The 14,216-nt window shown below is 69.9% G+C and carries 12 protein-coding genes and 1 tRNA gene; 11 read left to right on the top strand and 2 right to left on the bottom strand.

Going from position 1 to position 14,216, the window contains the following annotated elements:
- The first annotated feature begins 5 nt into the window (after window positions 1-5).
- The 8 genes from hisF (at window position 6) to pyk (ending at window position 7,842) form a co-directional block, all read left to right on the top strand.
- A complete protein-coding gene (hisF, locus tag B1H50_RS05085; RefSeq protein ID WP_080462686.1) occupies window positions 6-776 on the top strand; it encodes an imidazole glycerol phosphate synthase subunit HisF in 771 nt (256 codons plus the stop codon).
- A gap of 138 nt (window positions 777-914) precedes the next feature.
- On the top strand, window positions 915-1,298 hold the full coding sequence (locus tag B1H50_RS05080) for a DUF4190 domain-containing protein (RefSeq protein ID WP_229657910.1): 384 nt from the start codon (window positions 915-917) through the stop codon (window positions 1,296-1,298).
- Between the two features lie 139 nt (window positions 1,299-1,437).
- Window positions 1,438-1,755 carry a DUF2752 domain-containing protein gene (locus tag B1H50_RS05075; protein ID WP_080462685.1) on the top strand — a complete coding sequence of 106 codons (318 nt, stop codon included), beginning with the start codon at window positions 1,438-1,440 and terminating at the stop codon, window positions 1,753-1,755.
- A 208-nt stretch (window positions 1,756-1,963) separates the two neighbouring features.
- Entirely contained in the window at window positions 1,964-2,359 is a 396-nt protein-coding gene (hisI, locus tag B1H50_RS05070; RefSeq protein ID WP_095532487.1) for a phosphoribosyl-AMP cyclohydrolase, read from the top strand.
- 113 nt (window positions 2,360-2,472) lie between these two features.
- Complete coding sequence (locus B1H50_RS05065) at window positions 2,473-4,464, top strand: OPT family oligopeptide transporter (RefSeq protein ID WP_080462684.1); 1,992 nt, start codon at window positions 2,473-2,475, stop codon at window positions 4,462-4,464.
- Window positions 4,465-4,624: 160 nt separating this feature from the next.
- Entirely contained in the window at window positions 4,625-5,449 is an 825-nt protein-coding gene (locus B1H50_RS05060; protein WP_080462683.1) for an indole-3-glycerol phosphate synthase TrpC, read from the top strand.
- Window positions 5,450-6,391 carry a prolipoprotein diacylglyceryl transferase gene (lgt, locus tag B1H50_RS05055; protein WP_080462682.1) on the top strand — a complete coding sequence of 314 codons (942 nt, stop codon included), beginning with the start codon at window positions 5,450-5,452 and terminating at the stop codon, window positions 6,389-6,391.
- A 20-nt stretch (window positions 6,392-6,411) separates the two neighbouring features.
- The gene (pyk, locus tag B1H50_RS05050; protein WP_080462681.1) at window positions 6,412-7,842 is read left to right on the top strand and encodes a pyruvate kinase; all 1,431 of its coding nucleotides are present in this window, start codon (window positions 6,412-6,414) and stop codon (window positions 7,840-7,842) included.
- Window positions 7,843-7,989: 147 nt separating this feature from the next.
- On the opposite strand, the gene B1H50_RS05045 is transcribed toward pyk, so the two are convergent.
- A tRNA-Leu gene (locus tag B1H50_RS05045) sits at window positions 7,990-8,063 on the bottom strand.
- A gap of 111 nt (window positions 8,064-8,174) precedes the next feature.
- Between B1H50_RS05045 and B1H50_RS05040 the strand changes: the two genes are divergently transcribed.
- A complete protein-coding gene (locus B1H50_RS05040; protein WP_080462808.1) occupies window positions 8,175-8,819 on the top strand; it encodes an ANTAR domain-containing response regulator in 645 nt (214 codons plus the stop codon).
- A gap of 118 nt (window positions 8,820-8,937) precedes the next feature.
- On the opposite strand, the gene B1H50_RS05035 is transcribed toward B1H50_RS05040, so the two are convergent.
- On the bottom strand, window positions 8,938-9,366 hold the full coding sequence (locus B1H50_RS05035) for a PaaI family thioesterase (protein ID WP_308421829.1): 429 nt from the start codon (window positions 9,364-9,366) through the stop codon (window positions 8,938-8,940).
- A 204-nt stretch (window positions 9,367-9,570) separates the two neighbouring features.
- Between B1H50_RS05035 and polA the strand changes: the two genes are divergently transcribed.
- Both polA and rpsA read left to right on the top strand, forming a co-directional pair.
- Window positions 9,571-12,357 carry a DNA polymerase I gene (gene polA, locus B1H50_RS05030; RefSeq protein ID WP_080462680.1) on the top strand — a complete coding sequence of 929 codons (2,787 nt, stop codon included), beginning with the start codon at window positions 9,571-9,573 and terminating at the stop codon, window positions 12,355-12,357.
- 237 nt (window positions 12,358-12,594) lie between these two features.
- Window positions 12,595-14,046: a 30S ribosomal protein S1 gene (rpsA, locus tag B1H50_RS05025; protein WP_073451858.1), complete on the top strand. Its 1,452-nt coding sequence runs from the start codon at window positions 12,595-12,597 to the stop codon at window positions 14,044-14,046.
- The last annotated feature ends 170 nt before the right edge of the window (window positions 14,047-14,216 follow it).

The raw sequence follows: 14,216 nt of genomic DNA, 5'->3' as shown, positions 1-14,216 counted from the left end.
AATCCATGAGCGTCGCCGTCCGCATCATCCCCTGCCTTGACGTCAAGGACGGGCGCGTCGTCAAGGGCGTCAACTTCCAGGGCCTGCGCGACGCCGGGGACCCCGTCGAGCTCGCCCGCCGCTATGACGCCCAGGGGGCCGACGAGATCACGTTCCTGGATGTCTCCGCCTCCTCCGAGGGCCGCGCCACCATGCTGGAGGTTGTCTCGGCCACCGCTGAGCAGGTCTTCGTGCCCCTGACCGTCGGCGGGGGAGTGCGCAGTGCCGACGACGTGGTCCGGCTCCTGCGCGCCGGCGCGGACAAGGTGGGCATCAACACCGCTGCCATCGCCCGCCCCGAGCTCCTGACCGAGGTCGCCGAGCGCTTCGGCAACCAGGTGATCGTCCTGTCCGTGGACGCCCGACGCTGCCCCGGCGGCGTGAGCACCCCCTCGGGCTACGAGGTCACCACCCACGGCGGCACCCGCTCGACCGGCATCGATGCCATCGAGTGGGCGGTGCGGGCCGCTGAGCTTGGCGCGGGGGAGATCCTGCTCAACTCCATGGACGCCGACGGCGTCACCGGCGGCTTCGACCTGGCCATGCTCGACGATGTCCGCCGGGCGGTGCGTGTCCCCCTCATCGCCTCGGGCGGCGCGGGCGAGCCCGAGCACTTCGCCGCCGCCGCCGACCACGGCGCCGACGCAGTGCTGGCCGCCAGTGTCTTCCACTACGGCACGATGACCATCGGCCAGGCCAAGGACGCCCTGCGCGCCGCGGGCCACCCCGTTCGCTGAGACCGGGGCCCGGACGCGGCTTGGTGTCCCGGTGCTCCAGCCTGTACGGTCGGCTGCGGACACGGAGTCTGCGGCGCATGGCGCGGTACTCCCTCGCCCCGGCAGGAGCGCTGCCATTGACCGATAAGGAAGCTTACGTTGAGCAACTATCCCGACCCCCAGATTCCCGGTAACGGCATGCCCCAGTACCCGGGCAACGGGGCACCGCAGTTCCCCGAGCAGGGAGTCAACCCCTATGGGATGTCGAATGGCTTCGGCCCCAACCCGACTGAGAAGAATTGGATGGGCATCACCGCGCTCGTCTGCGGCTGCCTCATCCTCCTGTGCGGAATCTTCACGGGAATCCCGGCGATCATCTTCGGCGCGATGGGCATGCGCGCCGCCGGCAGGGGCGAGGCCACGAACAAGGGAATGGCTATTGCGGGTGTGGTCCTGGGCGTGATCTCTGTGGCGATGACCATTTTCGCGATCGCTACGGGCAGCCTTCAGGCGACCATTGACTCGATCAACAACGCGAACTGACCCCCCGGGGCCCTGGGACGGCCGTGCCTCCTCCCGTCGGGGAATCGCTATCGCCACGGTCGCGGCCGCTGCCTCCTGGGGATTACCGGCGGTCTTCATCATCCTCGGCAACGCGCTCGCACCCGACCGTTTCCCGAGGATGCCTGACCTGTGCGTACTGCACCGCCTCACCGGCTTCTGGTGTCCGCTGTGCGGAGGGACTCGGGCCACGGCCTCGCTCATCGACGGGGACCTGGCCACTGCCCTGGCCTACAACCCCTTCGCCCTGGCCACCGAGGTCGTCGCGGTCCTCTTCGTGGCGCGCTGGACCGCCCGCCGACTGGCCGGGCGCCCTGGTCCCCTCCTCACTTCCGCCGAGGCAGTCGGCTACGGCATCGCCTGCGTCGGGTTCCTCGTCCTGCGGAACCTCCCGGGTATGTGGGCGCGGGTGAGTCCCCTCCTCGGGCCCCCTGGCTGAATTGGAACCCACGGATGGCCGAGTCGTCGAAGGGCGCGGCTCTGCGGCCGATGACTCGCGCACGGAATTGCTCGCAGAAACTGAGGATGCTGTCCCCCGGCAGGGGCTTCGATCCGAACGCGGCCGGCTACGAGCCGTACCGCCCCGACGCGCCCGACCAGGGATGCTCATGCCGCCCGGCAGTACCCCGCCGTGCGAGGATGCGCCCATGAGCCATGACGCGCCCACCGCCCTCCCGCCTCTCCTCGATGAGGCTATCGCCTCCCGCCTCAAGCGGGATGAGCGGGGGCTCGTGTGCGCTGTCATCCAGCAGTGGGACACTCGCGAGGTGCTCATGGTCGGCTGGATGGATGATGAGGCCCTGCGGCGCACCCTCACCGAGGGGCGCGTCACCTTCTGGTCCCGCTCCCGCCAGGAGTACTGGCGAAAGGGGGACACCTCCGGGCACGCCCAGTACGTCAAGGCCGTCAGCCTGGACTGCGACGGCGATGCCCTCCTGGTCGAGGTGGACCAGATCGGCGCCGCCTGTCACACCGGCGAGCGCACCTGCTTCACCACCGGTGGTGACTTGGGCGCCATCGTCGGCGCCCGCCCGACTTCCTGAGGTGGGAACGCGCGTTTCCAGGCATCAGTGCTACGGTGCAACGGTATCCTCGACTCCGCGCGCCCGCGTGGCACCGGGATGCTCCATCGTCTACCGAGCAACGAGAGTTTCGCATGTTCTCCTCGTCCACTACGGGCGCGGCGGCGGGTACCCGGCCCTCCGCATCCCATCCCATCAAGGAGCTCACGCTCCGCGGCATCTTCATCGGCGGGATCATCACGATCATCTTCACCGCCGCGAACGTTTACCTCGGCCTCAAGGCGGGACTGACCTTCGCCACCTCGATCCCGGCTGCCGTCATCTCCATGGCGATCCTGCGCTACTTCAAGGACCACACGGTCCAGGAGAACAACATCGTCCAGACCATCGCGTCCGCGGCGGGAACGCTGTCCGCGATCATCTTCGTCCTGCCGGGCCTCGTCATGGTCGGCTGGTGGCAGGGATTCCCGTACTGGCAGTCCGTGTTCGTCATCGCCCTGGGCGGGATCCTCGGCGTCATGTACTCCATCCCGTTGCGCCGCGCGCTCGTCACCCACTCCAGCCTGCCCTATCCCGAGGGCGTGGCCGCGGCCGAGGTGCTCAAGGTCGGCGACACCCACGAGGGCGCCGATGAGTCGCGCCGCGGGCTCATGGCCATCATCTGGGGTGGGCTGTCCTCCGCCGGATTCGCCATCCTCGGCTCCCTCAAGGCCGTGTCCACCGAGGTCTCCGGTGCCTTCAGGATCGGCGCGGGCGGGACGACGGTGGCCGGCTCCCTCTCCCTGGCCCTCATCGGCGTCGGCCACCTGGTCGGCATCGGCGTCGGCATCGCCATGATCGTCGGCCTGGTCATCTCCTACGGCGTGCTCCTGCCCATCCAGACCTCGGGCGAGCTCGACGGCGTCGAGGACCTCGCGGATGCCGTCGGCGCCGTCTTCAAGAGCGACGTGCGCCTCATCGGCGCCGGCACCATCGCCGTGGCCGCCGTGTGGACGCTCATCAAGCTCATGGGCCCGATCGTCATCGGCATCCGCGACTCGATCCGCTCCACGTCGCTGCGCGGCTCCGGCCAGGAGGTCGACCTGACCGAGCGCGACCTGTCGGCCAAGGTCGTCATCGCCGTCACCCTGGCCTCCATGCTGCCCATCGGCGTGCTCCTGTGGCTCTTCGCCCAGGGCACTGCCATCGCGCACTCCGTCATCGGGCTCGTCATCGTCTCGATCATCTTCATCCTGCTCACCGGCCTGGCCGTGGCCTCGGTGTGCGGCTACATGGCCGGCCTCATCGGCGCCTCCAACTCCCCGATCTCCGGCGTCGGCATCATCGTGGCCATCGCCGCCGCGCTCATCGTCAAGGCCGTCCACGGCAGCGTCCAGGGCGACCAGCTTTCCGCGCTCGTCGCCTACACGCTGTTCACCGCCGCCGTCGTCTTCGGCATCGCGACGATCTCCAACGACAACCTCCAGGACCTCAAGACGGGCCAACTCGTGGGCGCCACCCCCTGGAAGCAGCAGGTCGCCCTCGTCATCGGCGTGGGATTCGGCTCGATCATCATCCCACCGGTCCTCAACCTCATGCAGACCGCCTTCGGGTTCCAGGGCGCCCCCGGCGCGGGCGACAAGGCCCTCGCGGCCCCGCAGGCCTCCCTCATCTCCGATCTCATCAAGGGCGTCTTCGGCGGGGACCTGAACTGGAACCTTCTGGGCCTGGGGGCCATCATCGGCGTGGTCGTCATCATCATCAACGAGGTCTTGACCCGCACGACCAAGAACCTGTCCCTGCCCGGCTTGGCCGTCGGCATGGGCATGTACCTGCCCATGGCGATCACCATCATGATCCCCATCGGCGCGCTGCTCGGCCTCATCCACGACCGCTGGGCCGCCAGGCAGGCGGATCCCGAGCGAGCCAAGCGCATGGGCACCCTGGCCGCGACGGGCCTCATTGTCGGTGAATCCCTGTGGGGCGTCGTCTATGCCGGCATCGTCGGCTTCTGGGGGGAGCAGGCGCCTCTGGCCCTCGTCCCCGACAGCTTCGAGACCGTCGCCTACTGGCTCGGCCCGGTGGTCTTCGCCCTCGTGACCGCTGGCATGTACTGGTACTCCCGCAAGGCGGCCCGCCGGGCCTGAGCGGCCCCTCGCTCCTCGTCGCGCACGGTTCCGCCCGGCGCGCGGATCTCGGCCCTGCGTTGAGGATTTGCGTGCCGGGCGCCGCCTTAGGGACCATGGGAGCGGATAACGATATGGGAACCGGCACAACGGGCCCCACTCAGGCGCTAGGAGGTGCGCGATGACATCCTTCGAGGAGATGGTCGCCTCCGCCCGCGCCGTTGTCGCGGAGCGCGAGTCCCGGGTCCCCCTCGAGGAAATGCGGGATCGGGTCCGCGAGGCGGATAGTCCCACCAACGCCCTCGACGCCCTGCGCTCCCGCAGCGGCTCGGTCTCCGTCATCGCCGAGGTCAAGCGCGTCACCGCTACCTTCGCGGACCTCAGCGGGGTCGGGGACGTGGCCGTCCTGTCCCGTTTCTACGCCGCCGGCGGCGCTGCTGGCGTCTCCGTGGTCACCGAGCCCGTGCGCTCCCACGGCCGCCTGGCGGACCTCGACGCCGTGCGCGCCAGCATCGACGTGCCCATCCTCGTCAACGACCTCGTTGTCACTCCCTACCAGGTCCACGAGGCGAGGGCCCACGGGGCCGACCTCCTCCTCCTCGACGCCCGGCTCGAGCCGCTTATCCTGGAGGCCCTCATCGAGCGCACGCATTCCCTGGGGATGCTCGCCGTCGTCGAGGCCCATTCCCGCAGGGAGGCGATCACCGCCGTGGAGACCGGAGCGCTGTGCGTGTCCGCCGATGCCCGCGATCCCCTCACCGGCCTGGTGGACCACTGCCGCTTCGAGCAGGTTGCCGAGGTCCTGCCCTCCTCCGTGCTGCGCGTGGCCACGGGGGGCGTCGCCGGCCCGAGGGACGTCATGTCCTATGCCCGCTGGGGCGCGGACGTGGTGCTCGTGGGGGAGGCCATCATCCGCTCCCAGGACCCCCAGCAGTTCGTCGCCGAGCTCGTCGCGGCGGGGAACCACCCCGCGCTCCAGAACGCCATGAACCGAGAGGCCAGTTGAGTGCCGCTTCCCATCGCAGCCATCGGGGATTCGCTCATTCCCGTGTCGATCCCCAGCCCCCCGCAGTCCGTCTGGCACCTTGGCCCGATCCCGATCCGCGCCTACTCGATCTGCATCCTCGCCGGGGTCGCCCTGGCCGTGTGGTGGACGGATCGGCGCTACCGGGCTCGTGGCGGCCGGGCCGAGCTCGCCCTCGACACGGCGATGCTCACCGTGCCCATCGGCATCGTCTGCGCCCGCATCTACCACGTCATCACCTCGCCGGATGCCTACTTCGGGCCGAATGGCGATCTCGCGCGCATCTGGCGCACCTGGGAGGGCGGCATCGGGATCTGGGGAGGCGTGGCAGGCGGCCTGATCAGCGGGGCCCTCTTCCTGCGCCGCCGGGGAGTGCGCCTGGCGCCCTTCGCCGACGCCGTCGCCCCCGCCCTGCTGGCGGCGCAGGCCATCGGTCGCTTCGGCAACTGGTTCAACCAGGAGCTCTTCGGCGGGCCCACGACCCTTCCCTGGGGTCTCGAGATCGACCGGGCCCATCTGCCCGCCGGCTACGCGCCCGGGACCCTCTTCCACCCGACCTTCCTCTACGAGGCCCTGTGGTCCGCCATGGGCGTGTGCGCCCTGCTCTGGCTGGAGCGCCGCCTGCGCGGCGCGGGAGCGTGCGGTGGCCGCCTCTTGTGGGCCTACTTCATGGTCTACACCGCCGGCCGCGCCTGGGTGGAGCATCTGAGAATCGACGAGGCCCAGCGAGTGCTCGGCCTGCGCCTCAACGAGTGGACCTCGCTGGTGGTCTTCGTCATCGGGCTCATCGGGTTCGTCGTCGTGACCCGCCGCGGTCCCAGTGACGCGGTCACCGCCGACGGCGCAGGGCCCGCCGAGGGGTCTGACGCGCCGACCCGTGAGAAGGCCGACGATCCGCGCGGCCCCCACCGTGGCTCCTGCTGAACTCGGCTAGCATATGGGCCATGCGTAGAGCCAAGATCGTCTGCACCCTCGGTCCCGCCACAGATTCTCCCGAGCAGGTACAGGCGCTCGTGGACGCGGGCATGAATGTCGCCCGCATCAACCGTTCCCACGGCAGCGCCGAGGACCACGAGAAGGTTATCGCGCGCGTGCGCCAGGCCGCCGAGGCCTCCGGTCGCTCCATCGCCATCCTCGTGGACCTCCAGGGCCCCAAGATCCGCCTCGGCCGCTTCGTCGGCGACCAGAAGGTCATGCTCAACAAGGGCGACGAGTTCACCATCACCACGGATGACGTGCTCGGCACCGTCAAGCGCTCCTCCACCACTTTCAAGGGCCTGCCGGGGGACTGCCGCCCCGGCGACCGCCTCCTCATCGATGACGGCAACGTGGCCGTGCGCGTCACCGCCGTCACGGACACCGATGTGGTGACGAGGGTCGAGGTCCCCGGGTACGTCTCGAACAACAAGGGCATCAACCTGCCCGGCGTGGCCGTCTCCGTGCCGGCGCTCAGTGAGAAGGACCGCGAGGACCTGCGCTGGGCCCTGAAGGTCGGCGCGGATGTCATCGCCCTGTCCTTCGTGCGCGACGCGAACGATGTCAAGGACGTCCACGAGATCATGGACGAGGTTGGTACGCGCATCCCCGTCATCGCCAAGATCGAGAAGCCCCAGGCGGTCGAGCACCTCCTGGAGATCGTCGACGCCTTCGACGGCATCATGGTGGCCCGTGGGGACCTCGGCGTGGAGATGCCCCTGGAGGCCGTGCCACTGGTGCAGAAGCGCGCCATCGAGCTGGCCCGACGCAACGCCAAGCCGGTCATCGTGGCCACCCAGGTGCTGGAGTCGATGATCCAGAATCCGCGCCCGACGCGCGCCGAGGCCTCGGACTGCGCCAACGCCATTCTCGACGGCGCCGATGCGGTCATGCTCTCCGGTGAGACCTCGGTGGGCGCCTACCCGATCGAGGCCGTGCGCACGATGGCCAACATCATCGAGAACGTGGAGGAGCACGGCGGCGAGCGCATCGCCCCGCTGGGCTCCTTCCCGCAGACGCGCGGCGGGGCCCTGACGCGCGCCGCCGCCGAGATGGGCGAGCAGCTCGGCGCCGACTACCTCGTCACCTTCACCCAGTCCGGCGACACGGCCCGCCGCCTGTCCCGCCTGCGCTCGCCCATCCCGCTGCTGGCCTTCACGCCGCTGACGACGACGCGCAACCAGCTCTCGGTCTCCTGGGGCGTGCAGACTTTCGAGGTCCACGAGGTCAGGCACACCGATGAGATGGTGGCACAGGTGGATAAGACCCTCCAGGACAGGCACCTCGCGCAGGTCGGCGACTCCGTCGTGATCGTCGCCGGCATGCCCCCGGGCACCCCGGGCTCCACGAACTCCATCCGCGTCCACACCGTGGGGGAGAAGGCCGACTACCTCGGCTGAGGCGGCCGATGGATGCGGCGCCGCGGCGGTTCTGCGTTGCGCCGACCGGTGCCATCCGCACCCGCTGGAGCGAAATCCACCCACTGGTGCGGGCGGACGCACCAGTGGGCGAATTCCGCGCCTCTCGGTGCGAGAGGCCCTCCTCGGTACCTCCGGTGGGACTCGAACCCACAACACTCCGATTTTGAGTCGGATGCCTCTGCCAGTTGGGCTACGGAGGCGCGTGACGACCGGGGCCGCCACGCGGCGGTACCGGGCAGTGACCGGCTCGTGTCTCGCTGTGCCACTGTGCCTGGCCCACCACGTACGACGATCATACTAGACTCATGCCCGTGAGTACCGAGTCCAGCACTAGCGCCCGTCGGGTTCTCGTCGCCGAGGACGAGACCCTCATCCGTCTCGACATCGTCGAGACCCTCACCGAGGCCGGTTACGAGGTCGTCGCCGAGGTCGCGGATGGCGAGGAGGCCGTCCGCCTCGCGGGCGAGCACGAGCCAGACCTCTGCGTCATGGACGTCAAGATGCCCGTCATGGACGGCATCACCGCCGCGGAGCAGATCATCGAGAAGCATGGCTGCGCCGTCGTCATGCTCACCGCCTTCTCCCAGACCGAGCTCGTCGAGCGCGCCAGTGCCGCCGGCGCCATGGCGTACGTCGTCAAGCCCTTCACCCCGGCGGATCTCCTGCCGGCCCTCGAGATCGCGTTCTCCCGCCACGAGGAGATCGCCTCCCTCGAATCCGAGATCGCCGACCTCAATGAGCGCTTCGAGACCCGCAAGCGGGTGGATCGCGCCAAGGGCCTGCTCATGGAGCGCATGGGCCTGTCCGAGCCCGAGGCCTTCCGCTGGATGCAGAAGACCTCCATGAACCGGCGCCTGACCATGCGCGAGGTCGCCGACGCCGTCATCGAGCAGGTCGGCTCCGCCGCCAAGAGCGGCGGGAAGACGGCCAAGGCCCCCAAGAGCGCGGACGCCTGAGCCGGGCTTGGGCAGGGCGCTCCAGCGTCTCACGTCTCAGTCCCGCGGCCTTTCAGCGCTCATGCGGGCACTGCCCGTGGGTGCCGGCCTCGCCCGAGCTGCCATTCGGGGCACCGTGTCAGACGAACATGCTCCGCAGCGTGCCCCGGGCGGTGGTCCTGCCCTCGTCGTCGCTGAGGACCACTTCGTGGACGCAGGTCTTCCTGCCGACGTGAATGGGCTGCGCCACCGCCGTCACCCATCCCTGCCGCACCGGGCGGAGGTGGCTGACCTGCAGTTCCGCGCCCATCGGGAGCATGCCCTCCGGCGCCGCCCGCCGGGCCGCGAAGGATGCCGCCGTCTCGATGAGCGAGGCGCTCGCGCCCCCGTGCAGAACCCCGGAGACCTGCCGGGCGCCTTCGACGGGCATCCGCATGACCGTGCGCTGGGCGCCGAGCATGACGATCTGCATTCCCAGGGTCGCCATGAGGGTTCCCGCTTCGCGGTCATCCATCGCGGTTCCCATGGCGGAGGCGGCCGACACGGCCGAGCCGGGGGGCAGGGGCACGGGGAAGCGCCTCGTCCGCCGAGGGGGAAATGCCGCCGTCACTTCGGGCGACTCCGCCGATTCCCCGCTGGCGCCCGCCCCGCTGGGCCCGGCGGCAGCATCTGGGCTGACCGGGCTGGGTGCCGTCTCCGCATCTGAGAAGGCCGGGCGGTCGGTCGGGAGGGCACTGGGGCTCATGTCGCGCATACCCCGTAGGCTGGCACGGTGAGCACCTCCACGACCAGACCCGCACCCTCATCGCAGGCTGGAGCGGCCCGCCGTCTACTCCTCATCGACGGCCACTCCATGGCCTTCAGGGCCTACTACGCCCTGCCAGTGGAGAATTTCATGACCTCCACCGGCCAGGCCACCAACGCCGTCCACGGCTTCGCCTCCATGCTGCTCTCCCTCATCGAGCAGGAGGCTCCCACGCATGTGGCCGTCGCCTTCGATCTGGCCGGCGGTACCTTCCGCACCGAGGACTACTCCGAGTACAAGGGCACCCGGGACGCCACGCCCGAGCCCTTCATCGGGCAGGTCGAGCTCATCCAGGAGGTCCTCGACGCGATGGGCGTACGCTGGCTGACCAAGGACCGCTACGAGGCCGATGACATCCTCGCCACGCTGGCCACCACCGGCCAGGAGGAGGGCATGGAGGTCCTCCTGTGCTCAGGGGACCGCGACTCCTTCCAGACCGTCACCGAGCGATGCACCGTGCTCTACCCGATCAAGGGCGTGTCCACCCTGCGCCGCATGACTCCCGCCGAGGTCGAGGAGCGCTACGGCGTCACTCCCGAGCGCTACCCGCACCTGGCCGCCCTCGTGGGCGAGGCGAGCGACAACCTGCCCGGCGTGCCCGGGGTGGGCCCCAAGACCGCCGCCAAGTGGATCGCCCAGTACGACGGTCTCGACGGCGTCATCGCCAGCGCCGACCGGATCAAGGGCAAGGCGGGCCAGTCCCTGCGCGACCACCTCGACGACGTCCTGCGCAACCGCCGCCTCAACCGGCTCCTGACCGACCTCGACCTCGGCGTCGACCCCGCTCGGGACCTGGAGTACCTGGGTGCCGACCGCGCCGCGCTCACCCGCGTCATGGAGGCCCTGGAGCTGCGCACCATCCTCCAGCGCGCCCAGCGCGCCCTGCCCTTCGCCGATACCTCGGACCACGGTCCCCAGGGCACGGCCGCCCTCCAGGGCCCCACTGCGGCCCTCGAGGCCCTCGCGCCGCGGGTTCTGGGCCGCGGCGTCGAGCCCGGCCGCCTCGCCGAGGCCCTCCAGGAGCTGGCCGAGGGACCTCTCGGCCTCCACATCGTCGGCGATCTGCGCCCGGGTCTGGGCGACCCGCGCCTCGTGGCGCTGTCCGACGGTGAGAGGGCCGTCGTCGCCGACCCCTCCCTGCTCCTGCCCGATGACGAGCGGGCCCTCGGAGCGCTCCTGGCCGATCCGGCGCGGCGCCTCGTCGTCACCGACGCCAAGGGCGCCACCCACGCCTTGGCTGCCCGGGGATTCGAGCTGCGCGGCGTGGTCGCGGACCCCTCCCTCGCCGGGTACCTGTGCCGCCCCGAGCAGCGCAGTTACGATGTCGACAGCCTCGTCCAGCGCTGGCTCGGCATCGACCTGGCCGCCATGGAGGACGACGCCGGTGCTGACGGCGCCCAGCAGGGCTTCGACCTCGACGCCCTCGCCGCGGACGCCATCCCCGCCGACGCCCTGCGCGCCGCGCGCCGCGCCGCCGCCCTCCTGCCGCTCCAGGGGGCCCTCGACGCCCAGATGGACAGGCGCGGGGCGTCGGCGCTCTTCACCGGTCTCGAGATGCCCGTCTCTCAGTGCCTGGGCAGGATGGAGGCCCTGGGCATCGCCGTCGATGACGATGTCCTGGCCGCCCGCGAGGCCGAGCTCGACGGGCGCGTCAACCATGCCCGGGCAGCCGCCTTCGAGGCCGCCGGCCACGAGCTCAACCTCTCCAGCCCCAAGCAGCTCCAAACCGTCCTCTTCGACGAGCTCGGCATGCCCAAGACCCGCAAGACCAAGACCGGCCACACCACGGACGCCGGTGCCCTGGCCGAGCTCTACGCCAAGACCGGGCACCCCTTCCTCGCCCAGCTCCTGGAGCACCGCGACGCCATCAAGCTGCGCCAGACCGTCGAGGGACTGCGCAAGGCGATCCAGCCCGATGGCCGCATCCGCACCACCTTCCAGCAGACGATCGCCGCCACCGGGCGCCTGTCCTCCATCGACCCCAACCTGCAGAACATCCCCGCCCGCACCGAGGAGGGGCGCCGTATCCGCGAGGCCTTCACCGTCGGCGAGGGCTACGAGTGCCTCATGACGGCGGACTACTCCCAGATCGAGATGCGCATCATGGCTCATCTGTCCGGGGACGAGGCCCTCATCGAGGCCTTCCGCTCCGGGGAGGACCTGCATCGCTACGTGGCCGCCCTCGTGCACCGCATCGACGTCGACGACGTCACCCCCGAGCAGCGCGGCCACGTCAAGGCCATGAGCTACGGCTTGGCCTACGGGCTGTCCACCTACGGCCTGGCCAAGCAGCTGGGCATAGAGAACACCGAGGCCATGGCGCTGCGCGACGCCTACTTCTCCCGCTTCGGGCGCGTCCACGACTATCTCGAGGCCGTCGTCGACCAGGCGCGCCGCGACGGCTACACCCAGACCATGCTGGGGCGGCGCCGCTACCTGCCGGACCTGAGCAGCGATAACAGGCAGCGCCGCGAGATGGCCGAGCGGGCGGCCCTCAACGCCCCCATCCAGGGCTCGGCGGCGGACATCGTCAAGCGCGCCATGGTGGACGTCGCGGAGGCGCTGACGGGACGGGGCCTGGACAGCCGCATCCTCTTGCAGATCCATGACGAGCTCCTCCTGGAGATCGCACCGGGGGAGGCCGACGCCGTCGAGGCCCTCGTGGAAGAGTGCATGGGCGGGGCCATCGCGCTGTCCGTGCCCCTCGACGTCTCCGTGGGGCGCGGCGGCACTTGGCGCGATGCCGCCCACTGAGCACCGCCTGTGAGGAAAACCATGATGGTGCGCGCGCCAGGGCTGTGGGAACCTCAGGGTTCCGAAACGCCGACGGCCTGGTAGAGTTCGCTGCGTGCGCCCCTCGGGCGGATCGCCCTCTCATGAGGGATGATCAGCCCGACCGCGTGGTGATGCCAGTCCGGGCTGCCTCATCGCGCGGGGGACGCATGGCATCTATCGTCCCGACCCCCAAGTCCGTTTCGGAGCAACCCCTACATGACCAACAACACGCCCAGCCCTGCCCCGGTCGCCGTCAACGACATCGGCTCGACCGAGGACATCCTCGCCGCCGTCGACGAGACCATCAAGTACTTCGATGACGGCGACATCGTCGAGGGCACTGTCGTCAAGGTCGACCACGACGAGGTCCTCCTCGACATCGGCTACAAGACCGAGGGCGTGATCCTCGCTCGTGAGCTGTCCATCAAGCATGACGTCGACCCCGACGAGATCGTCTCCGTCGGCGATGAGATCGAGGCCCTTGTGCTCCAGAAGGAGGACAAGGAGGGCCGTCTGCTCCTGAGCAAGAAGCGCGCCCAGTACGAGCGGGCCTGGGGCACCATCGAGCGCGTCAAGGAGGAGGACGGCGTCGTCACCGGATCCGTCATCGAGGTCGTCAAGGGCGGCCTCATCCTCGACATCGGCCTGCGCGGCTTCCTGCCCGCCTCCCTGGTCGAGATGCGCCGTGTCCGCGACCTCCAGCCCTACGTGGGCCGCGAGCTCGAGGCCAAGATCATCGAGCTGGACAAGAACCGCAACAACGTGGTGCTCTCCCGTCGGGCCTTCCTCGAGCAGACCCAGTCCGAGGTCCGCACCAACTTCCTGCAGACCCTCGGCAAGAGCCAGGTCCGCACCGGTGTGGTCTCCTCCATCGTCAACTTCGGAGCCTTCGTGGACCTGGGCGGCGTCGACGGCCTCGTCCACGTCTCCGAGCTGTCCTGGAAGCACATCGACCACCCTTCCGAGGTCGTCGAGGTGGGTCAGGAGGTCACCGTCGAGGTCCTCGACGTCGACTTCGACCGCGAGCGCGTCTCCCTGTCGCTGAAGTCCACGCAGGAGGACCCGTGGCAGGCCTTCGCCCGCACCCACGCCATCGGTCAGGTCGTCCCCGGCAAGGTCACCAAGCTCGTCCCCTTCGGCGCATTCGTCCGCGTCGAGGACGGCATCGAGGGCCTCGTCCACATCTCGGAGCTCGCCCAGCGCCACGTCGAGGTGCCCGAGCAGGTCGTCAAGGTCGGTGAGGACGTCTTCGTCAAGGTCATCGACATCGACCTCGAGCGCCGCCGGATCTCCCTGTCCCTCAAGCAGGCCAACGAGGGCGTCGACCCCGCCGGCGAGGACTTCGACCCCTCGCTCTACGGCATGGCCGCCGAGTACGACGAGAACGGCAACTACAAGTACCCCGAGGGCTTCGACCCGGAGACCAACGAGTGGCTCGAGGGCTTCGAGGCCCAGCGCGAGGCCTGGGAGGCCGAGTACGCCGCCGCTCACGCCCGTTGGGAGGCCCACAAGGCCCAGGTGGCCAAGGCTCAGGAGGAGGACCAGGATTCCGGCGAGGCCGTCCCCGCCGGCTCCACCTCCTACTCCTCGGCCCCTGCGGAGGCCACGGGCACCCTCGCCTCCGACGAGGCCCTCGCCGCCCTGCGCGAGAAGCTGACCGGCAACTGAGCGGCCAACGCGCATAGCGCTCCGACGGCGCCCCCGGCCCAGCGGCCGGGGGCGCTCCCATGCCACGAGCGCGTCATATCCGGCAGTGCTCCCATCGCGAATGATCTACTCTCTATGCGAGGCTGAACCAGGGCGCGGCGCCCTGCCGTCGCAGTCGACCCCTGAGAGGC

It is taken from the genome of Actinomyces gaoshouyii (assembly GCF_002072175.1).
GTDB classification, from domain to species: domain Bacteria; phylum Actinomycetota; class Actinomycetes; order Actinomycetales; family Actinomycetaceae; genus Actinomyces; species Actinomyces gaoshouyii.
This window is presented reverse-complemented; position numbering and strand designations above follow the sequence as displayed.

Excerpts from the sequence above, each read along its gene's own strand:
- rpsA (WP_073451858.1), top strand. The coding sequence starts at position 12,595 with ATGACCAACAACACGCCCAGCCCTGCCCCGGTCGCCGTCAACGACATC.
- pyk (WP_080462681.1), top strand. The coding sequence starts at position 6,412 with ATGCGTAGAGCCAAGATCGTCTGCACCCTCGGTCCCGCCACAGATTCT.
- hisI (WP_095532487.1), top strand. The coding sequence starts at position 1,964 with ATGAGCCATGACGCGCCCACCGCCCTCCCGCCTCTCCTCGATGAGGCT.
- B1H50_RS05060 (WP_080462683.1), top strand. The coding sequence starts at position 4,625 with ATGACATCCTTCGAGGAGATGGTCGCCTCCGCCCGCGCCGTTGTCGCG.
- B1H50_RS05075 (WP_080462685.1), top strand. The coding sequence starts at position 1,438 with ATGCCTGACCTGTGCGTACTGCACCGCCTCACCGGCTTCTGGTGTCCG.
- B1H50_RS05065 (WP_080462684.1), top strand. The coding sequence starts at position 2,473 with ATGTTCTCCTCGTCCACTACGGGCGCGGCGGCGGGTACCCGGCCCTCC.
- hisF (WP_080462686.1), top strand. The coding sequence starts at position 6 with ATGAGCGTCGCCGTCCGCATCATCCCCTGCCTTGACGTCAAGGACGGG.